This window comes from Flavobacterium sp. XGLA_31, from assembly GCF_051547105.1.
In the GTDB taxonomy this organism is placed as follows: Bacteria; Bacteroidota; Bacteroidia; order Flavobacteriales; family Flavobacteriaceae; genus Flavobacterium.
Genome location: NZ_JBPTTM010000003.1, coordinates 430,178 through 449,859, shown reverse-complemented (window position 1 = coordinate 449,859; position 19,682 = coordinate 430,178). Strand labels below are relative to the sequence as shown.

The window sequence follows — 19,682 nt, the reverse complement described above, 5'->3', positions numbered from 1 at the left end:
GATAGCATAAAAAAACTCCGATGTTTTTATCGGAGTTTTCAATTTTTTTTAAGGTTATGCCGAATGGGTTTCCACATCCCGATCAATTTTATTGACCAAACCTACTAATACTTTTCCTGGGCCTACTTCTGTAAAACTAGTGGCGCCATCTTTAATCATTTGTTGTACCGATTGTGTCCATTTTACCGGAGCAGTCAACTGAATGATTAAGTTTTTCTTAATCTCACCAGCCTCCGAAACGGCACTGGCGGTTACGTTTTGATAGACCGGACAACTCGGTGTGTTGAATGTAGTTGCTTCGATGGCAGCAGCCAATTCTTCTCGGGCAGGTTCCATCATAGGCGAGTGGAACGCGCCCCCTACAGGCAATAATAAAGCGCGTTTGGCACCTGCCGCTTTCATGGCTTCACAGGCTGCTTCTACGGCTTTAAATTCTCCCGAAATAACCAACTGCCCCGGACAGTTATAATTGGCAGCAACCACAACCCCGTCAACAGACGCACAAACCTCTTCCACAATTTTATCGTCCAGTCCTAAAACCGCCGCCATCGTGCTTGGCGTAATTTCACAAGCTTTCTGCATCGCCATGGCACGTTGGGAAACCAATTTTAACCCGTCTTCAAACGACAAAGTACCATTGGCCACCAAGGCCGAAAACTCTCCAAGCGAATGTCCTGCCACCATATCGGGTTGTATGTTCAAGGTTTTAGCCAAAATAACCGAGTGCAAAAACACAGCCGGTTGGGTTACCTTGGTTTCTTTCAATTCTTCGGCAGTACCTTCAAACATGATGTCGGTAATACGGAAGCCTAATATTTCATTGGCTTTTTCAAAAAGTTCTTTGGCTAAAGCCGAGGATTCATATAAGTCTTTACCCATTCCGGTAAATTGGGCGCCTTGTCCCGGGAAAACGTATGCTTTCATAATTTTTATTTCAAAAGTGATGTTGTAAGCGTCTATTGGTAAGGAGCAAAAATAGTATTTTATTTAATTATTGTAACTATAATTCTCTTCCGTCGTATAATAGCCGTAACATAAATCTTACTCATGAAAAAAATTATACTTCTTATCGTCGTTGCCTTTTTACTGTTTTATTTCAATTTACCAGTAATCAGTTACGGGTTTTTGGGATTGCCGGTGATTCTTTTAATCCTTTGCGTCCTGGCTATTATTCTTTTCACCCGATTGGAAGTAGGGCAGGATAAGAAGGTCCGCCTCATGGAGAAACCCAAGAAAATCTTTTTCCTCCTGGCAGGAATTGTATTGATTTACATGATAGTTTTTCCGCTTTGTACCAGTTTGCCCATGTTCAGAAGTGAAGCCTATAAAAACCTGATTGGCAAGGTGGCGGACGGAAAGAAAATCTCCCAACACATAGCTCCGATTTCGATTAATGAAATCCGGGTGGTAGACGAAGACTTGGCTTATTTGTTGGGCGAAAAAATTCTAGGCTCGCAACCGGCTTTAGGAAGTCAGGTAGAGTTAGGTGATTTTTGCATCCAAAAAGTAGGCAAAGATTTGTATTGGGTAGCGCCATTACTGCATTCGGGCTTTTTTAAATGGTGGAATAACCAGGAAGGGACTGCCGGTTATGTGATGGTTTCGGCCACCAATGAGCGCGATGTGAAACTGGTGCAGCAGGTCAACGGCAAAGCCATTAAAATCAAATACCAGCCCGAAGCCTTTTTTCAAAGTGAGATTACCCGCCACATTTACATGAATGGCTATGCCACCACCGGATTAACCGATTATACGTTTGAGATTGATGATGCCGGGAATCCGTTTTGGGTAGTGACCAAATTTGATAAAACTATCGGATTCAGCGGTGACAATGCCAATGGAGTTGTAGTAGTAGATGCCCAAACAGGAGCGATTCAGGAATATACCATTGCCAATGCACCAACGTGGATTGACCGCATTGAGCCCATCAGTTTTATAGAAGAGCAATTGAACGATTGGGGTGAATATGTTCACGGTTACTGGAATTTTTCCAACGCCAATAAATTACAAATCACCGAAGGCCTGACTTTGGTATACGGACACAACAATCGTTCGTATTGGTACACGGGTCTCACTTCGGTAGGGAAGGATGAATCGGCGGTAGGCTTTGTATTGGTAGATACCCGAACCAAAGAAACTACGTTCTACAAGCAAAGCGGAGCTACCGAGTTTGCCGCTCAAAGTTCGGCTGAAGGAAAAGTTCAGGAGAAAGGCTATAAGGCTTCGTTGCCCATTCCGTATAACATTAACAACATTCCAACCTATGTCATGACCTTAAAAGATGAGGGTGGATTGGTCAAAATGTATGCCATGGTAGCCATCAGTGATTATACAATAGTAGGCGTTGGCAATACAATGCGCGAGACCCTGATGTCCTATAAAAATGTGTACAACATGGCCGGAAACAAAATCAACCCGAACAGCGAAAGCAACAAGAAACAATTGAAATCGGTGGTTACCCGTATTCAGAATGATGTTAAAAACGGCAACAGTTTTTACTATTTCACCGTTAAGGATTATCCCAATATTTTTGTGGGCTCGTCACAGCTTTCCAGCCAGTTGCCGGTAACGGTAGTGGGCGACAGCATTAAGGTGTCGTTTGATTTGGATTTGGAAGAAGTCATTGATGTTTCAACGTTTGAAAACCTGAATCTGAAAAAGAAAAAATAACCCCTGTACTGAAAGCAAAAGCGCCTGAGTAATCAGGCGCTTTTTTAGTTATAGTTCGATCGAATCGATAAGATCCAGCAATTGTTGGTTCAACTCCGGATTGGTAATTCCTTTTCCCTTTTCAAAATTTTCATTGAAACTCGGCAACGAAAAACTACCTTTTACGATTCCTCCCTGAAACGGCATTCGTTTGACGGCGGTATCCAATACCGTACTTCCGCCACGTGCACCGGGCGAAGTAGCCAGTAAAAGCATTGGTTTTTCCTGAAACGTTTTCCCGTTGATGCGCGACATCCAATCTAAGATGTTCTTATAAGCTGTGGTGTAACTGCCGTTGTTCTCGGCAAAAGAAATCAGAATGAAGTCAGCATCTCCAATTTTTTGGTAAAAATCATGCGCCAATTGCGGTATTCCGTTTTTCCGCTCCCGGTCTTTGGAGTAAATCGGCATTTCGTAATCGTTCAAATCCAATAGATCCACGTCAACCTCTTTAAATAGTTTTGAGGCATAAGTGGCCAGTTGTTTATTGATAGAATCGCTGCTGTTGGAAGCACCAAAGGCCAGTAATTTTTTCATTTTTCGTTATTTAAATAATAAGTCAAAGCACCCGAAGGACATTTTTTTATCGTATCCATAATCTTTTCAGTGGTGGAGCTTTCCGGTGTAATCCAAGGCTTTTCTTTAGGTTTGAAAACATCCGGATTGTTGCGCACACAATTGCCCGAATGAATGCATTTGCCCGATTGCCACACTATGGTGACTTCGCCATTGGTATATTCTTTTGTTAGGTTGTTTGGATCCATGGTTATAGCGTTGTGTTAATGATTACTTTGTTTTTCAGAATTTTTGAAATCGGACATTTGTCGGCAATGAGCAGCAAACGTTCTCTTTGTTCTTCACTGATATGGGCAGAAAAGGCAATGTCTCTTGAAATCGTAGTCTCCAGTTCAGGATTTTGTTCTTGTGCCAAATTTAATGAAATAGTAATTTCCGGTATATCCCAACCCTTGCGGTCAATGTACATGCGCAAAGTGGCTAAGGTGCAGCCCGCCAGCGAAGCCAAAAGCGTGCTGAAAGGATCGGGTCCCAAATCCTGACCGCCCGAGCTTTCCGGTTCATCCATCAGCAACGTCCCGTTGCGCCAGGAAATGGTGCACAAGTAGTTTTGTGTGCCTATTTTCCCTTCTATGTTTTTCTCTAAAATCGTAGCCATAATTATAACACGTCTTGAAATTCCGGAACTTTATCAAATACACTTTTGGCAAACGGACAAAGCGGAATGATTTTAATGCCGTTCTCACGAGCGTATGCTACCGCTTGGGCGACCATTTTTTTACCCAATCCTTTGCCTTCGTTTCCGGGGTTTACCTCGGTATGGTCAATGATGATTTTGTCATCACCTGCAAAAACAAAGGTCATCATGGCTTCGCGCTGACCTGCAATGTCAATGTAAAAAAAGCCTTTTTTACCCTCTATTTTTAATTGTACTTCGTTGTTCATGTTGTTTGGTTTAAAAAAACCTGCCGGATTGAAAAATCAGGCAGGTGATGAATTATTGTATCATGGGAACTTCCATCAATAGGATTTCGGTATCGGAAGTAGCTTCAAAAGTTACTTTATCAAAATCGGTAATTCCCAGGCCATCGCGCTGTGCCAGTTCTTGTCCGTCTACTTTTACGCTTCCTTTGATGACAAAAACATACAAGCCGTTGCCTTCTTTTTTGCGGTCATATTCCAAAGTCGTTCCCTTATCTAAATTCCCCATGTGGAACCAAGCGTCTTGGTGAATCCACACACCGGCATCATCGGCATTGGGAGACAAAATCTGTTGTAATTTGTTGTGACGGTCCGAGGTGTCCAATGTGATTTGTTGGTAACGCGGCTCTACATTTCGGTATTTCGGGAACAGCCAAATCTGCAACAGATTGGTTCTTTTATCAGCATTCGGATTGAATTCGGAATGTTGTATTCCTGTACCGGCACTCATGACTTGTACATCTCCGAATTTGATGACTTCGGTATTCCCCATGCTGTCTTTGTGTGCCAAATCACCTTCCAGCGGAATGGTGATAATCTCCATATTATCGTGTGGATGGGTGCCAAAACCCATACCGCCGGCAATGATGTCGTCATTTAAAACTCTCAATACACCAAACTGCACGCGGTTTGGGTCATAGTAGCCGGCAAAACTAAACGTGTGATGAGCGTTTAACCAACCGTGATCGGCATGTCCACGGGTATTGGCTTTATGTAAGATGGTATTTTTCATATTGTATAAATTTACTAATTATTACAATACAAATTTACAATCAGAGCGCGCAGATTGCACTTAATGTAGGTTAAGAAATCGGACTGGGTTCATGGCCTCTGTTTTTGGGTTTTGTTCGGAGTGTGTGCGATGTGTGTCCGATGTGTGTGCGATGTGTGTCCGATGAAACCCTATAAAATATCGCACACACATCGGACGTATCCCGCGGGCATATCGCATATATCCGGAACAAAACAGGAGAGAGTTATGACGTAAAGTGGTATGGTATTGTTTTACTTCTTCAGCATTCTTGCTTTCATTTTGCTGAAAAACTCAGGCGTAACGCCTATATAGGAAGCAATTTGTTTTTGAGGAACCTGTTGAATCAGGCTTGGGTATTTTTTACAGAATTTTTCAAAACGCTCTTCGGCAGTCAGGCTGAGGTTGTCCATCAGTCGTTCTTGATTGGCCACCAATGATTTTTCAATTAAGATTCTGAAAAAGCGTTCGAGTTTTGGGATTTCATCATACAAGCGGTCTTGGTTTTCTTTAGTCAACACGATGACTTCGGCATCCTCTAAGACTTCAATAAAAAGATTTCCGGGTTTTTGCGACAACAGGCTGTACATGTCGCTAATCCACCAGCCATCGCAGGCAAAACTCAGTACATGTTCTACGATATTGTCATTGATATTGAAACTGCGCAACAGCCCCGAATTGACGAAATAACTCTCTTTGCACACCTGGCCGGCATGCTGAAGGATGGTTTTGGCTTTGAATTGTTTGGTTTCGGTTTTAGATAAAAATAACGCCTGCTCTTGTGGAGTAAGCGTTACTATTTTGGAAATATTGTCGAGAATTTGTGCCAAAATAGATTACTCTTTTGCCGGTAATAATTTAAAATAGGTTACCACAAAGCGGTTGTTTTTGACTTCGCCAATGACTTCCGCTTTTCGGATGGCAGAACAGAAACCGTCTTCGGCATGCGCATCGCCGTGTTCGTCAATTTTGGTGCCGTCTACAAAATAGGTTTTCCCATCAATGCGTACCGCCAGGTCACATCCTTTGGCTTTCATCCCAAACTGGCATTGCCCGCAGGATACTTCGACGGTTTGGATTTTTGATTTGTCTTGTGCCTGAACCGCTAAGCCGGTAAAAAGGACGAATAGGCATAGTATCTTTTTCATTTTTATGAGTTTACAGTTAGTAAGGTTGCGGCCTCTTTGGCCTTTTCTACGACATGTTCTATGGGGGTCCCCAAAACATCGTGGGTCAAAGCTACGCCCATTCTTCTGTACGGACGGGAACTTGGTTTTCCAAAGATACGAAAATCGGTCTTAGGTAAAGCAGCTATGTCTGCCATTCCGTAATACGTTGGGGTATTGGAGTTCTCCGAAGCTAAAATTACCGCACTGGCTCCTACTTTTTCTAAGGTGATTTCAGCAATAGGCAAGCTCAAAACAGCACGCAGATGCAGTTCAAATTCATTAAAGTTTTGGGTTCCGGCCAAGGTCACCATACCGGTATCATGCGGTCGTGGAGATAGTTCAGAGAAATACACTCCATCATCGGTAAGGAAGAATTCTACCCCAAAGAGTCCGGCTCCTCCCAAGGCCTCGGTTACTTTTTTGGCCATTTCCTGTGCTTCAATCAGGTCTTCTTCAAAAACGTTAGCGGGTTGCCAGCTTTCCTGATAGTCTCCGCGCTCCTGACGGTGTCCTATAGGAGCACAAAACAAGGTGGGATGGTTGTTTTGGGTTACCGTCAGTAAGGTGATTTCAGAATGAAAATTAACAAAAGCTTCTACGATGACTTCCACCACATCGCCCCGTGATCCTTCTACGGCATACGACCAGGCTTTGGCGATATCGGCTTCGGTTCGAACGGTCGATTGGCCTTTGCCGGAGGAACTCATCAAAGGTTTCACCACACAGGGAATCCCAACTTCGACAACCGCTTGCTCCAGTTCTTCAGCTGTCGTAGCATAACGGTAATTGGCGGTTCGCAAGCCTAATTCTTTGGCTGCCAAATCGCGAATTGCTTTTCGGTTCATGGTAAAGTTGGCGGCTTTCGCTGAAGGCACCACGGTTATCCCTTGTTTTTCGTAGTCATAAAAACGTTCGGTACGGATGGCTTCGATTTCGGGAACGATAAAGTCGGGTTGGTGCTTGGCTACGATTTTGTCCAAGGCTTTGCCATCCAACATGTTGATGACTTCAAAACCGTGGGCGACCTGCATGGCCGGGGCGTTTTCATAACTGTCAACGGCGATGACGGTTTGCCCGATGCGTTGTGCGGCGATGACGAATTCTTTTCCTAATTCGCCCGAACCTAGAAGTAAAATTTTTGACATGGTTAGTGTTGTTTAGTTGTGTTGTGTTTGCGTTAGCGGGTGGAATGAAAATCCTTTTTTAGGGTTGGCCTTGAGCAACGCAGAATGCCAAGCCGAATAAAAGATTGGAACGAAACACGCGACCCGCCGAAGGCGCGGTAACGCCCAAATAAAAAGGCCCCAAGTTTCCTTGAGGCCGTATGGTTTATGCTAGTGCTGCTGCTATTCTTTTGAACGCTTCGGTCAGTAATTCCTCGCTGGTAGCATACGAAATTCGGATGCAGTTCGGGTTTCCGAAAGCATCTCCGGTTACGGTAGCCACGTTGGCTTCTGATAGCAAATACATTGAAAAATCATCGGCATTGTTGATTGTTTTGCCGCGTAACGTTTTTCCGAAAAAGGACGAAACATCGGGGAAAACATAGAAAGCGCCTTCAGGGACGTTTAGTTTTATGCCCGGAATGGCCTTGGCTAAACCTACGACTAAATCTCTTCGGTTTTTAAAAGCGCTGACCATTTCGTTCAAGACGCTCGGATTGGCATCAACGGCAGTAATTGTAGCGCGTTGTGCAATTGAATTGGCTCCGGAGGTTACCTGACCCTGCATTTTGGTACAGGCTTTGGCAATAAATTCGGGAGCGCCGATGTACCCAATTCTCCAGCCGGTCATGGCAAAAGCTTTAGCTACTCCGTTTACCGTAATCGTTCTTTCGAACAGACCCGGAATGGAGGCAATGCTGCAAAACGTTCCGGAGAAGTTGATGTGTTCGTAAATCTCATCAGATACGATATAGATGTTAGGATGTTTTTCCAATACTTTACCGATAGCAGTCAACTCTTCCCGATTGTACACCGAACCACTGGGGTTACACGGGGAGCTGAACCACATCATCTTGGTTTTAGGGGTAATGGCTTTTTCTAACTGTTTGGCAGTCATTTTAAAATCAGTGTCTACTGAAGTGGGCACTTCTACCGGAACACCGCCGGAAAGTTTGATGATTTCGTAATAAGAAACCCAATAAGGTGCCGGCAGAATTACTTCATCCCCTTCATTCAACATTACTTGAGCCACGTTGTACAACGATTGTTTGGCTCCGGTGGAAACCACGATGTTGGACGGTTTGTAATCGAGATTGTTGTCTCTTTTGAATTTGCGGCAAATCGCTTCTTTTAATTCTAAATAACCGTCAACGGGAGTATAAGTGCTGTAGTTTTCGTCTATGGCTTTTTTGGCGGCTTCTTTGATGAAATCGGGAGTGTTGAAATCAGGTTCTCCCAAGCTCAAGCTGATGATGTCTTTTCCCTGAGCTTTTAACTCGCGGGCCAAAGCAGCCATGGCTAATGTTTGTGAGGTAGATAAATTGTTAATTCTGTCTGATAAAACGTTGTTCATGGTGTTGTGTGATAAAGGTATATAAAGAGACGCCAATGAAGGCGTCTGATTTAAATTTAGGCCAATTGAGGCTGTCTTCCCAATTCCCTTAAGTGTTTGAAATGGGAGGCTATTGCTTCACGAGTAGTTTTGAATTCATAATAAGGCAACTCACATTCCTTGGCTGTTTGCTTTACAATTTCAGCAATCTTATCATAATGAATATGGCTAATATTCGGGAATAAGTGGTGTTCTACCTGGTGATTTAACCCTCCGGTATAGTAATTGACCAACCAGTTTTTCGGTGCAAAATTGGCGGTAGTAAACAATTGGTGAATGGCCCAGGTGTTTTCAATCTCGCCGTTATCGTCCGGAATCGGGTTTTCGGTTTCCTGCACTACGTGTGCCAATTGGAATACCACACTCAGGATAACACCGGCGGTATAATGCATTACTAAAAAGCCTAAAACGACTTTCCACCAAGTGATGCCCATTACCATTGGGATAACTAACCAAATGGAGAAGTATATTATTTTAGTAATGATTAAAGTTGTCCAGCGAATAACCGGTTTTTTGAATTCTCCATACGATAAATTGCGTTTCAGATAGCGTTTCATTTGGAGAAAATCGGTGGTAATTGCCCAATTGAAAGTCAGCAAACCGTATAGGAAAATAGAATAATAGTGTTGGAATTTATGAAAACGGTACCATGGAGCTTCTTTGGTAAAACGCATGATTCGACCGGCTTCCAAGTCCTCATCGTGTCCTAAAATATTAGTGTAGGTATGGTGCAAAACATTATGCTGTACCTGCCAGTTGTAAACGTTTCCGGCCAAAATGTAAATACTCCCGCCCATCATTTTATTGACCCATGATTTAGAGGAGTAAGCGCCGTGGTTTCCATCGTGCATGACGTTCATTCCTACTCCGGCCATTCCTACTCCAATAACCACATTAAGTAGAAGATATACCCAAAAAGGCATGTCCATGGCCAGTAAAAAAAAGTAAGGTGTCAGGAAAATAGAGAACATGACCACCGCTTTCAGGTGTAGTTTCCAGTTTCCGGTTCGGTCTAAGTTGTTTTCTTTGAAATAAGCGTTCACTCTGGAATTGAGTGTTCTGAAAAATTTCAGGTTGTCAGTTTTAGAAAATATGGGTGCAGTGGTACTCATTTATGGAAATTCAAATTTTGCCCAAAGATAATTATTATAATTTTTTAAAGATTATAAAGAAATTATAATTATCAACTAAAACGTTATTTTTGTTGAAAATTCAATGTATGGAAGAGATTCTGAAGCAATTTCCCAATCTTACTGAAAATCAAGTCTTACAGTTTCAAAAACTGGAAGCTTTATATCAGGATTGGAACGCTAAAATTAACGTGATTTCCCGTAAGGATATAGACGAATTGTATACGAAACACGTGCTGCATTCTCTGGCAATTGCGAAAATTCAGCCGTTTGAACCCGGAACTTATGTTCTGGATGTGGGTACCGGGGGCGGTTTTCCCGGCATACCGTTGGCTATTTTATTTCCGGAGACACGCTTTTATCTGATAGATGTGATTGCCAAGAAAATAAAGGTGGTGCAGGCAGTGGTGGACGGCTTGGGATTAAAAAACGTAAAAGCAGAGCAACTGCGTGCCGAAAATGTCAAAGGAGATTTTGATTTTATCGTAAGCAGGGCCGTGACGAACATGCCCGATTTTGTTTCCTGGATAAAGGATAAAATCAAAAAGCAAAACAAACACGAACTGAAAAACGGAATTCTTTATCTCAAAGGAGGCGACTTGACCGAAGAGTTAAAAGACTTCCCACAAGCTACCGAGTACAATATCGCTGATTTTTTCTCAGATGACTTTTTTGAAACGAAGAAAGTAGTACACCTACCCCTGAAGTTTAAAGCATAAAAAAAGTCCCGATTTCGGGACTTTTTTTAGTTTTTTATAATTTTCTTAGTGACCTTTCCTGTCTCATTACCAATAGTGACCAAATACATGCCTTTGGGTAAGGTTGTCGGAATGTTGAATATCCCGGGGATGGTGTTGCCTTTGGATTCGTAAATAATCTTCCCCAGCATATCGGTTACGGATATGTCGGTATTTTCCATAGTTTCGGATGTGCCGATTTCAATGGTGTCTGCTACCGGATTTTTAATCCAGAGATGATTCAAAGCAAAAGCAGGGTTGCTGAGTGTAGTTGTATATTTCTCCAGCGTGGTATCTGTTTGGTCTATCGACATTAGCGGAACAACGGCTGAGGTTGTAACACTTCTGAAAATAGGATTGTTGAAATAGGTTGCTGAATTGACATCATAATAAATATATGATGTTTGAGTCACTGTGCCCACATTGGTGAAAAAACTGTAGTTCAGTGAGATGTTGAGAACGGTTTTCAATCGCACTACCGAACCGGTATAAGAGATTGACGGATCCGTAAGTGTCAGTGTGCCATAAGCGTCTACACTGGTATTGAGTGTGCCTGTAAAAGTTCCGGAGTAGGTCGTGTACGTGTAATTTCCGGCTACGGTGTCAGAGTTACTGTATCCGTAAGTCATAGGAAAAGCTCCCAAAGTGGCATTGTTTGTAGCAAAATTAATATTCAAATCTGTGGCGGTCAATCCTGTAATGGACAAAACATTCCCTGTTGCTGTTTTGGTAAACATTTTAGAACCGCTACTGTTTAGAATTACCTCAGTCGTTCCCGGATAAGTGGTTGTTTCTGTGGTGGTGGGAGTTGCATAATTGTAAGTGGTTTGTCCCAACGCTACAAAAGAACCAAAAGTCCAACTTTGATTGGCTCCACTGGCACTGTGATCTAATGCGGTAACCGTGGAAAAAGCATCAAATACGGAATTGTCTGCGCCGTGAAACGTTGAAATGCTTTGTGCAGTTGCGCTAAGGGTTAGTAAAAAGGTAAATAAAAGTAGTTTTGTTTTCATGGTTTGACAGTTAAATTTCATTCGAATATACAAAAAATTCATATTCAACCACATAAAAAGCCCAAGTAACAACTTGAGCTCTTGTAATTGAAAATGTCGTTTTATGAAATGATATTTAAATTACTGTTTTACCAATTTTTTACTGCTGCTTCCGTAGTCGGAATTCATGGTAACCATATACATTCCTTTTGATAAAGCACTTATGTTTACCGTAGATTTACCGTCATTGTCTTCCAGTACTTTTCGCCCGTTCATGTCATAAATTTGTATGGTGTTGATTGTGGCGTTGCTCTTGCTTTCTATCGTTATCCATTCGGATGATGGATTTGGAGAAATAGTAATGTTGTCATTTTTGTCAAATTCCGATACTTCTAAATCTTCCATATCTCCGCTAGAGTTTTTGTAAATAATTCCGTAATCGCCAACAACATAGCCGGTAGTTGCATCGGCAAAAGTGATAGCCTCAAAGGGCGGGTTTCCGGCAGTATCAGCATAACAGTTTTGAGTAGCAACAGGTAACTCCGGGTTGGTCAAATCTCTTTTTTTGATGCAAAAAAAGGAACATTCGCATAAGGTAAAAGTATTCTCAACGCTCCAAACCACATTTTCATTCAAAGAGCAGAAATCCGCTGTGAGAGAGGTTGAATCTCCCATATAGATTAAATTGACCCCTCCATCTGTTGTTTTAAAAATAGCATCTGCCTTAATAAATCCAACATTTTCATCTAAAAAGAAAAAAGAAGAAACTTCATTTGAAACTAATGTCCACGTTGTTCCGCCATTTGTCGTTTTGATAAAAGCATTAGTATCGGAACCAAAATAGTCATAACTGCAAGCGTAGCCTACCTGGTCATTCAAAAACTGTATTGTTTTAAAAGAGAAATTCCCGGTATAATTTTCATCGGTATAGGTAGTTCCTCCGTTATTAGTTCTTTTAATCAACCCGTTGTCTCCGGAGATATAAAATAGATTTTCGTTCAAACAGGACAACCCGTAAAGATTGGTTGTAATTCCGGTCGGAATGTTGATCCAGCTTTCCCCGCTGTCAGTGGTTTTCAACAAGGTGCCATTCTCTCCAACAGCATATCCTGTAGTTGTGTTTACAAACTGTACTTTGGTTAGGTTCTGAATGGTTCCCGAGGGTTTTTGAATCCAATGTTCTCCCCCATCGGTAGTTTTCAGAATAGTGCCGGCATTGCCAACAATTACTACTACATTTGCCGATAAGCCGTAAACATCATTAAGGTTTTGAGTAACACCTGAATTTTGCGGAAACCAATATTGCGCCCTAAAAGACACAGAGGTTAGAAGAAGTAAAATCAAGATAATTTTTTTCATATTGGAATTTCAGGTGGTTGAACGGTAATAAAATTAACTAAAAATTTCTGATAAACGAATTTTTGTTTTTCAAACTAAAAAAGTCCAATCATTGCTGACTGAACTTTCTTAAATATTGTAATCTCTTTTATTTTATTCTCCTAAAAACGGATAACGATAATCTTCCGGCGTCACCATCGTTTCTTTGATGGTTCTTGGGGAAACCCAACGCAATAAATTTTGCATTGAACCGGCTTTGTCATTGGTTCCCGAGGCTCTGGCCCCTCCAAACGGCTGCATACCTACTACAGCTCCTGTTGGTTTGTCATTGATGTAGAAGTTACCGGCGCTGTTTTGCAATGCTTTGGTCGCCTCGTCAATGGCGTAACGGTTTTGACTGAAAATAGCTCCGGTTAAAGCATATTCTGAGGTGTTGTCCACCAATTCTAAAATTTCTGACCATTTAGCATCTTCATACACATAAATCGTCATCACCGGTCCGAACAATTCGGTTTCCATGGTGGCGTATTTCGGGTTGGTAGTCACGATCACCGTAGGTTCAACGAACCAGCCTTTTGATTTGTCGTAGTTCCCGCCCACGATAATTTCGGCATCAGCGTCTTTTTTGGCTTGGTCAATATAGCTCGCCAGTTTGTCGAACGAACCTTCATGGATTACCGCAGTAATGAAGTTAGAGAAATCTTCCGGCGAACCCATTTTCATCGACTTCACATCAGTAATTAATTGCTCTTTAACGGCAGGCCACAAACTTTGCGGAATATAGCCTCTCGAAGCCGCTGAACATTTTTGTCCTTGGAATTCAAAAGCTCCACGGGTGATTCCGGTTACAACTTGTTTTACATTGGCACTCGGATGTGCTAACACAAAATCTTTTCCTCCGGTTTCTCCAACGATTCTCGGGTAGGTTTTATAGGTATGGATGTTTTCTCCGATTTTCTTCCAGATTTCTTTGAATACAAAAGTAGAGCCGGTATAGTGCACTCCGGCAAAATCAGGATGTTTTAAAATGGTGTCGGTAATCATAATTGGGTCACCAAAAACTACGTTAATAACACCATCCGGAACTCCCGCTTCTTTGAAAACGTCAATAATGATTTTGGCTGAAAATACTTGGCTGTCGCTCGGTTTCCAAACGACCGTATTCCCCATCAATGCGGCACTGGCCGGAAGATTCGCGGCAATAGCCGTAAAGTTGAACGGTGTAATGGCGTACACAAATCCTTCCAACGGACGGTATTCCACACGATTCCAAACATCCGAAACCGATTTAGGTTGGTCGTTGTAAATTTGGGTCATGAATTCTACGTTGTAACGCAAAAAGTCAATCAACTCACATGAAGCATCAATCTCCGCCTGGAAAATAGTTTTGGATTGTGCAATCATAGTCGCAGCGTTGATACGCGCACGGTAAGGACCGGCAATCAGTTCGGCGGCTTTTAAAAAGATGGCTGCCCTTTGTTCCCAAGCCAAATTGGCCCATTTTTTTCTGGCTTTCAAAGCCGCTGCAATGGCTTTTTCTACATGAACTTTTTCGGCCAAATGGTATTTGCCCACCACATGTTGATGGTCATGGGGAGCCGTCATGTTGCGCGTGTTTCCGGTACGAATCTCTTCGCTGCCGATATAGTTGGGAACGTCAATCGTTTCGTTCCACATTTTTTGGTAAGCTGCTAATACCGCTGCTTTTTCAGGCGAATTAGGAGCGTATGATTTTACGGGTTCATTGACCGCTTTCGGGACATGAAAAAAACCTTTTGGCATATTTTTTAATTTGAAAATTAAACAATTTGAAAATTTGAAAATTTCTTTTTGGAGGAATTCAAAATGAAGCACAAAAGTACAAAGGAATTTTTGAATTTTTAATACGGGAAGGCAAAGATTAGTTTGCTCTTAACAAGACTTTTAATTCAAAGCAAAGGGGGCACTCAGTTTAAATGCCGGCACTATGACTTTGAATGTTTTGGTAGTGGTAAAATTAATCATGTTGAAAAAACCACTCATGGCTCCGAAAGGAGAGGAGAGGAGGCAACCCGAAGTATAGGTGTGTTTTTCGCCGGGCTTTAGTACCGGTTTTTTACCTATGACACCTTCGCCGTCCACAATTTCCACATCGTTGAGGGAATCCAAAATTTCCCAATGACGGGAATTCAGCTGTACAGAATCTTTGCTGTGGTTTTCAATAGTAACTTCGTAACTGAAGGCAAAATGAATCTTGTAGTTTTTGAAGTAAGTGCCTTCAAAACTAGTCAAAACCGAAATTTTTATACCTCTTGTTATTTGAGAAACCATATGGTATTGATTGGATTACGTTGTCAAATTTACGAAAAATACAATTTGTTGTGTAAAATTGGTGTTATTTTTTATCAGTTGGTGATGTCTACTGAAGAGGCTATCCCTTTTCCTATAACTCTGTCGTAACGCTGATTGTTTTCTTTGTAATATACCAGCACAAAATAATTGTTTTCGGTTTGATAAAAATTACCGTCGACCGCATTCTCTTCATCTATTTTTCCTTTGCTGTCCGCTATCACATATTGGAAATTGGTAAAGCCTTGTTTGATCATAATGGCTTTTTCATAGATGCCTTTTTCGGCATTGTAATCCATTTTGTTTTCATCGCCCAAAGCGTAATTGTTGAACATGCCGTTCACATAAATATTGTTTTTGCCGAAATAGGTTGGTGCATATAAAGTAAAAAACACCCAGGAATAATCGGCTTCTATATCATTGTTTTCGGCATCAATTTTTTTAATGATAAAGTTCCCGTTGATGTCAGGATAATACGTATACGGTTTGTTGGTTCGCGCTTCACTGGTGTAGAGGTGGTCGTTGTAAATCCCGTCTTTGGCATCCACCCGGGCGATGCTGTTATTGGCGGCTCTGATGTCTTTGTTTTCATAAAACAGAAACTCGTTGCCTCCCCAAAACTGCGTCTCGGCATCGTATTTATAAATCAAATCATTACCAATGGTGTATTGCGGTTTAATGTTCGTAATGGCATTGCCGAATTTTCCGTTTTGCATCAACAGCACTTTCACGTTTGTTAACGGGTTTTGGAAGTTAATGTTGGCCGACTTTATTGCAAAGTCCAGGTTTTGTTTCTGATTGTAAACCGAAAGATTTCGGGCTCTCTTGACTTGTACCGGTACGGAAACCAAATCTTCAAAAAGAATAAACTTTCGCGAAAAGACCACTTGTTTGTCATCATTCACAATCTTGAGGATATAGTTACCGCTTACTCTAAATTGGGTAAGTCTGTTGGGGAAAGTGACCCGATAGTGGGAGTATATCTGTAAGGTGTTGAACGAATTGCTATAGTCCTGAATGCGTTGGTCATCAAAGCCGTTCAGGTATTCATTGCGGGACAACTGTGACGGTTTCCAGTCGTAGTCGCAATGTACAATTTGATAATAATAATTGGCTTCGTTTCCATATAAGTCGTCAAACTGCAATTGAAAACTGTCGCCCAACTGGAAAACGGGAATGGTATTTTGTCCGTTCTGAACAAAAGTGATTGTTTTGATGTTGTAAGGCGGAGTGACTTCTGTTTCGGTTTGAGAAAAAGAAATGGCAGTAAGCAATAAAAGGCAGGCGGAAATCAACTTTTGTAACATAGTTTGCAAATCAGAATCGTAAAGATACTAAAATTTATAAACCGTCATCGTCCTGATTCTTAGGTTTTACTTAAAACAAACCGGAATGATTTCACCCGGAGCCAAACAGTATTTAGTGACCCACTCAGGAGCAATCTTGTTGGTATAATCTTCTTCCGTTACTTTGAAGCCCACACTTCTCAATTTATCAAAATAATCTCTGCCGTAAACGCGAACATGATCGTACTGTCCAAAGATTTTAGCCCGTTCTTTTTGGTCTACAATGGTATCGTCTGAAAAAGTTACCGCTCTGGACAAGTCTTGGGGTATTTGGAAAATTCCCATACCGCCCGGTTTCAATACCCGATACAACTCCTGCATGGCTTTGGTATCATCCGGAATGTGTTCTAACACGTGGTTGCAGAAGATAATGTCGTAGCTGTTGTCGGCAAACGGCAGATTACAGATGTCCGCTTTTACATCAGCTAAAGGAGATAGCAAATCGGTAGTCGTGTACTCTATATTCTTTTGTTTTTTGAAACGTTTATAGAACTCTTGTTCCGGAGCAAAGTGCAATACCTTTTTCTTGTCGGTAGCAGTAAAAAAATCGGTTTCATTTTGTAAATACAACCACAGTAACCGGTGTCTTTCCAGTGAAAGCGTACTCGGTGACAGCACGTTGTTGCGTTGGTTTCCGTAGCCATAAGGCAGAAACATGCGGAAACTCTTGCCATCAATGGGGTCCGTAAAACGATTGCCCTTTAACAATAAAGCCAATGCCGGGCGCACTACGATACTCAAACGGATAAGAATGGGTCTCGGAATGGTATTTAAAATGAACTTGAATAGTTTCTTCATGGAGTTACCTATTGTCTATTGATAGGACTTTGGGTTATAATTCCGAATGTCCACCGGACATTCTCCTCTTAATATCAAATATTACAGTACTAATGGGCTTTTACGAAACTCATCTTCCTCGTTGCTTTCGATGCCTAACGCTTTATAGATATAAGCAAAAGTCGAGAGCAATTCCGGTTTTCCGTCTATCAGTGCCACATCGTGTTCAAAGTGGGCGCTGGGTTTCCCGTCTGCGGTCAGGATGGTCCAACCGTCTTTCAATTGTTTGATATTTCGGGTTCCCATGTTAATCATCGGCTCAATGGCTACCACCATGCCTTCAACAAACAGTTTACCGCGACCGCGTTTGCCATAGTTGGGCATTTCGGGTTCTTCGTGCATTTTACGTCCCAAACCGTGTCCTACCAATTCGCGAACTACTCCATACCCATGGGCTTCGGTATATTTTTGAATGGCATTCCCCACATCTTCCACGCGGTTGCCGGCTCTGAATTCGCGAATGCCCACATACAAACTTTCTTTAGTCACCTGCAGCAATTTTTTTACTTCGGGAGCCACTTCACCAATTTCAAAAGAATACGCATGATCTCCGTAAAACCCGTTTTTCAAAGCTCCGCAATCTACCGAAATCACATCACCTTCCTGTAACGGCACATTGTTGGGAATACCGTGTACCACTTGTGCATTCGGACTCATACAAAGCGAGTTGGGAAAGCCGTACATACCCAGAAATCCCGGCTCGGCACCATGGTCTCTGATGAAGGCTTCTGCCAGTTTGTCTAAATATAAAGTGGTTACGCCCGGCTTAATTTCCGAAGCAATCATACCTAGGGTTTTTGAAACGATTAAGGCACTTTCGCGCATTAACTCTATTTCTTCACGTGTTTTTGGGATAATCATCTTGCTTAATTTAACTTGATTTCTTTTGGCTCATCACCTTGAATCAGTTGGCAAAAGTACAATTTTATACCGATTTTAAATAATCAGAAAGCACAAATGAGTTTTATCATGTTTTTCCGTATCTTAGGGCAATACCTTTGTCTAAATTTTTAGTTATGAGCAAATATGTTACTGCAGCAGAAGCTGTAAAAGTCGTAAAATCTGATGACAGAGTTTATGTGCAAGCCGCAGCAGCAGCCCCAACCGTGTTGACCAAAGCGCTTACCGAAAGAGCTGCCGAGTTGCGCAATGTAGAAATCTGTCATTTACATACCGAAGGGGAAGCTGCCTATGCCAATCCGGAGCTTGCCGAGAGCTTTCATGTGAATTCTTTTTTTATTGGTGCCAATGTGCGCCATACCTTAACGGCAGGGAACGGTTCCTACACGCCCGTTTTTTTAAGCGAACTGCCGCATTTGTTTCGCAAAAATGTGGTGCCGCTTGATGTGGCTTTTATTCATGTTTCGCCACCCGACAGGCATGGGTATTGTTCTCTGGGCGTTTCGGTAGAAGCTACCGTAGCGGCTATTGAAAATGCCAAAATTGTCATTGCCCAAGTCAATCCGCAAATGCCCAGAACCTTTGGCGACGGGATTCTTCATGTCGATGAGATTGATTATTTGGTCGAAGTGGATGTGCCTATTTACGGTCATGAACCGAGTTCCTTTACCAAAGAAGAAGAAAAAATAGGCGAGTATGTGGCCTCTTTAATTGAAGACCGAAGCACCCTGCAAATGGGTATCGGCTCTATCCCGAATGCCGCTCTCAGCAAACTCAAAAACCACAAGGACTTAGGCCTACATACCGAAATGTTCTCTGATGGCGTGATTGATTTAATCGAAAGCGATGTCATCAATTGCAATTACAAAGGGACTCTGCGCGGCCGTGTGTTGGCCACGTTTTTAATAGGTTCCAAACGCCTGTATGACTTTGTCAACGACAATCCGTTTATCGAAATGAAGGAATCGTCTATGGTGAATGATACGGCCCGCATTCGCAAAAACCCTAAGATGGTCGCCATCAACTCGGCCATAGAGGTGGATGTAACCGGGCAAGTGTGTGCCGATTCCATCGGGGCCCGAATGTATTCCGGTGTAGGCGGACAAATGGATTTTATCAGAGGCGCCTCATTGAGTGAAGGCGGCAAGGCCATTATTGCGTTACCCTCTGTGACCAAAAGAGGCGAAAGCCGCATTGTGCCTTACTTGAAACAAGGGGCCGGCGTAGTCTCTACCCGTTCCCATGTGCAATACATCATTACCGAAAACGGTATTGCCAACTTGTATGGCAAAACCCTCAAACAACGCGTATCCGAAATGGTCAAAATAGCGCATCCCAACCATCAGGAGCAGGTGGAAAGAGCCTATTATGAACTCTTGAAATAAAAAGAAG

21 protein-coding genes are annotated in these 19,682 nt (G+C 42.2%); 3 read left to right on the top strand and 18 right to left on the bottom strand.

Annotation, left to right across the window (positions count from 1 at the left end; all coding sequences use genetic code 11):
• Positions 1 to 54: 54 nt before the first annotated feature.
• Complete coding sequence (gene fabD / locus ACSVH6_RS08565) at positions 55 to 924, bottom strand: ACP S-malonyltransferase (protein ID WP_438077480.1); 870 nt, start codon at positions 922 to 924, stop codon at positions 55 to 57.
• A 123-nt stretch (positions 925 to 1,047) separates the two neighbouring features.
• Here fabD and ACSVH6_RS08560 point away from each other — a divergent pair, with 123 nt between their 5' ends.
• On the top strand, positions 1,048 to 2,670 hold the full coding sequence (locus ACSVH6_RS08560) for a hypothetical protein (protein ID WP_438077478.1): 1,623 nt from the start codon (positions 1,048 to 1,050) through the stop codon (positions 2,668 to 2,670).
• Between the two features lie 48 nt (positions 2,671 to 2,718).
• Here ACSVH6_RS08560 and ACSVH6_RS08555 read toward each other — a convergent pair whose 3' ends face one another.
• The 10 genes from ACSVH6_RS08555 to ACSVH6_RS08510 all read right to left on the bottom strand — a co-directional run bounded on the left by ACSVH6_RS08555 (position 2,719) and on the right by ACSVH6_RS08510 (position 9,794).
• Entirely contained in the window at positions 2,719 to 3,246 is a 528-nt protein-coding gene (locus ACSVH6_RS08555) for an NADPH-dependent FMN reductase (RefSeq protein ID WP_438077476.1), read from the bottom strand.
• The gene (locus tag ACSVH6_RS08550) at positions 3,243 to 3,473 is read right to left on the bottom strand and encodes a (4Fe-4S)-binding protein (RefSeq protein ID WP_438077474.1); all 231 of its coding nucleotides are present in this window, start codon (positions 3,471 to 3,473) and stop codon (positions 3,243 to 3,245) included. Before ACSVH6_RS08550 ends, ACSVH6_RS08555 begins: the two co-directional genes overlap by 4 nt.
• A gap of 2 nt (positions 3,474 to 3,475) precedes the next feature.
• Positions 3,476 to 3,883 carry an OsmC family protein gene (locus tag ACSVH6_RS08545; protein WP_438077472.1) on the bottom strand — a complete coding sequence of 136 codons (408 nt, stop codon included), beginning with the start codon at positions 3,881 to 3,883 and terminating at the stop codon, positions 3,476 to 3,478.
• A 2-nt stretch (positions 3,884 to 3,885) separates the two neighbouring features.
• Positions 3,886 to 4,170: a GNAT family N-acetyltransferase gene (locus tag ACSVH6_RS08540; RefSeq protein WP_438077470.1), complete on the bottom strand. Its 285-nt coding sequence runs from the start codon at positions 4,168 to 4,170 to the stop codon at positions 3,886 to 3,888.
• A gap of 52 nt (positions 4,171 to 4,222) precedes the next feature.
• The gene (locus tag ACSVH6_RS08535) at positions 4,223 to 4,939 is read right to left on the bottom strand and encodes a pirin family protein (RefSeq protein WP_438077468.1); all 717 of its coding nucleotides are present in this window, start codon (positions 4,937 to 4,939) and stop codon (positions 4,223 to 4,225) included.
• A gap of 272 nt (positions 4,940 to 5,211) precedes the next feature.
• Positions 5,212 to 5,787: a Crp/Fnr family transcriptional regulator gene (locus ACSVH6_RS08530; RefSeq protein WP_438077466.1), complete on the bottom strand. Its 576-nt coding sequence runs from the start codon at positions 5,785 to 5,787 to the stop codon at positions 5,212 to 5,214.
• Positions 5,788 to 5,793: 6 nt separating this feature from the next.
• Positions 5,794 to 6,105, bottom strand: coding sequence for a DUF6370 family protein (locus ACSVH6_RS08525; protein WP_438077464.1), 312 nt, complete (start codon positions 6,103 to 6,105; stop codon positions 5,794 to 5,796).
• A 2-nt stretch (positions 6,106 to 6,107) separates the two neighbouring features.
• Complete coding sequence (gene purT / locus ACSVH6_RS08520; RefSeq protein ID WP_438077462.1) at positions 6,108 to 7,271, bottom strand: formate-dependent phosphoribosylglycinamide formyltransferase; 1,164 nt, start codon at positions 7,269 to 7,271, stop codon at positions 6,108 to 6,110.
• 184 nt (positions 7,272 to 7,455) lie between these two features.
• Positions 7,456 to 8,643 carry a pyridoxal phosphate-dependent aminotransferase gene (locus tag ACSVH6_RS08515; protein ID WP_438077460.1) on the bottom strand — a complete coding sequence of 396 codons (1,188 nt, stop codon included), beginning with the start codon at positions 8,641 to 8,643 and terminating at the stop codon, positions 7,456 to 7,458.
• A 56-nt stretch (positions 8,644 to 8,699) separates the two neighbouring features.
• On the bottom strand, positions 8,700 to 9,794 hold the full coding sequence (locus tag ACSVH6_RS08510) for a fatty acid desaturase family protein (protein ID WP_438077459.1): 1,095 nt from the start codon (positions 9,792 to 9,794) through the stop codon (positions 8,700 to 8,702).
• A gap of 107 nt (positions 9,795 to 9,901) precedes the next feature.
• Here ACSVH6_RS08510 and rsmG point away from each other — a divergent pair, with 107 nt between their 5' ends.
• Positions 9,902 to 10,531: a 16S rRNA (guanine(527)-N(7))-methyltransferase RsmG gene (rsmG, locus tag ACSVH6_RS08505; RefSeq protein WP_438077457.1), complete on the top strand. Its 630-nt coding sequence runs from the start codon at positions 9,902 to 9,904 to the stop codon at positions 10,529 to 10,531.
• 26 nt (positions 10,532 to 10,557) lie between these two features.
• On the opposite strand, the gene ACSVH6_RS08500 is transcribed toward rsmG, so the two are convergent.
• The 7 genes from ACSVH6_RS08500 to map form a co-directional block, all read right to left on the bottom strand.
• Complete coding sequence (locus ACSVH6_RS08500; protein WP_438077455.1) at positions 10,558 to 11,562, bottom strand: T9SS type A sorting domain-containing protein; 1,005 nt, start codon at positions 11,560 to 11,562, stop codon at positions 10,558 to 10,560.
• A 120-nt stretch (positions 11,563 to 11,682) separates the two neighbouring features.
• Positions 11,683 to 12,900 carry a T9SS type A sorting domain-containing protein gene (locus tag ACSVH6_RS08495; RefSeq protein ID WP_438077453.1) on the bottom strand — a complete coding sequence of 406 codons (1,218 nt, stop codon included), beginning with the start codon at positions 12,898 to 12,900 and terminating at the stop codon, positions 11,683 to 11,685.
• A 132-nt stretch (positions 12,901 to 13,032) separates the two neighbouring features.
• Entirely contained in the window at positions 13,033 to 14,661 is a 1,629-nt protein-coding gene (pruA, locus tag ACSVH6_RS08490) for an L-glutamate gamma-semialdehyde dehydrogenase (protein WP_438077451.1), read from the bottom strand.
• A gap of 141 nt (positions 14,662 to 14,802) precedes the next feature.
• Entirely contained in the window at positions 14,803 to 15,189 is a 387-nt protein-coding gene (apaG, locus tag ACSVH6_RS08485; protein WP_438077449.1) for a Co2+/Mg2+ efflux protein ApaG, read from the bottom strand.
• A 74-nt stretch (positions 15,190 to 15,263) separates the two neighbouring features.
• Positions 15,264 to 16,514 carry a DUF5103 domain-containing protein gene (locus tag ACSVH6_RS08480; protein ID WP_438077447.1) on the bottom strand — a complete coding sequence of 417 codons (1,251 nt, stop codon included), beginning with the start codon at positions 16,512 to 16,514 and terminating at the stop codon, positions 15,264 to 15,266.
• 66 nt (positions 16,515 to 16,580) lie between these two features.
• A complete protein-coding gene (locus ACSVH6_RS08475) occupies positions 16,581 to 17,351 on the bottom strand; it encodes a class I SAM-dependent methyltransferase (RefSeq protein WP_438077445.1) in 771 nt (256 codons plus the stop codon).
• 81 nt (positions 17,352 to 17,432) lie between these two features.
• Positions 17,433 to 18,251: a type I methionyl aminopeptidase gene (gene map / locus ACSVH6_RS08470; protein ID WP_438077443.1), complete on the bottom strand. Its 819-nt coding sequence runs from the start codon at positions 18,249 to 18,251 to the stop codon at positions 17,433 to 17,435.
• A 155-nt stretch (positions 18,252 to 18,406) separates the two neighbouring features.
• Here map and ACSVH6_RS08465 point away from each other — a divergent pair, with 155 nt between their 5' ends.
• Positions 18,407 to 19,675: an acetyl-CoA hydrolase/transferase family protein gene (locus ACSVH6_RS08465; RefSeq protein WP_438077438.1), complete on the top strand. Its 1,269-nt coding sequence runs from the start codon at positions 18,407 to 18,409 to the stop codon at positions 19,673 to 19,675.
• Positions 19,676 to 19,682: the final 7 nt, after the last annotated feature.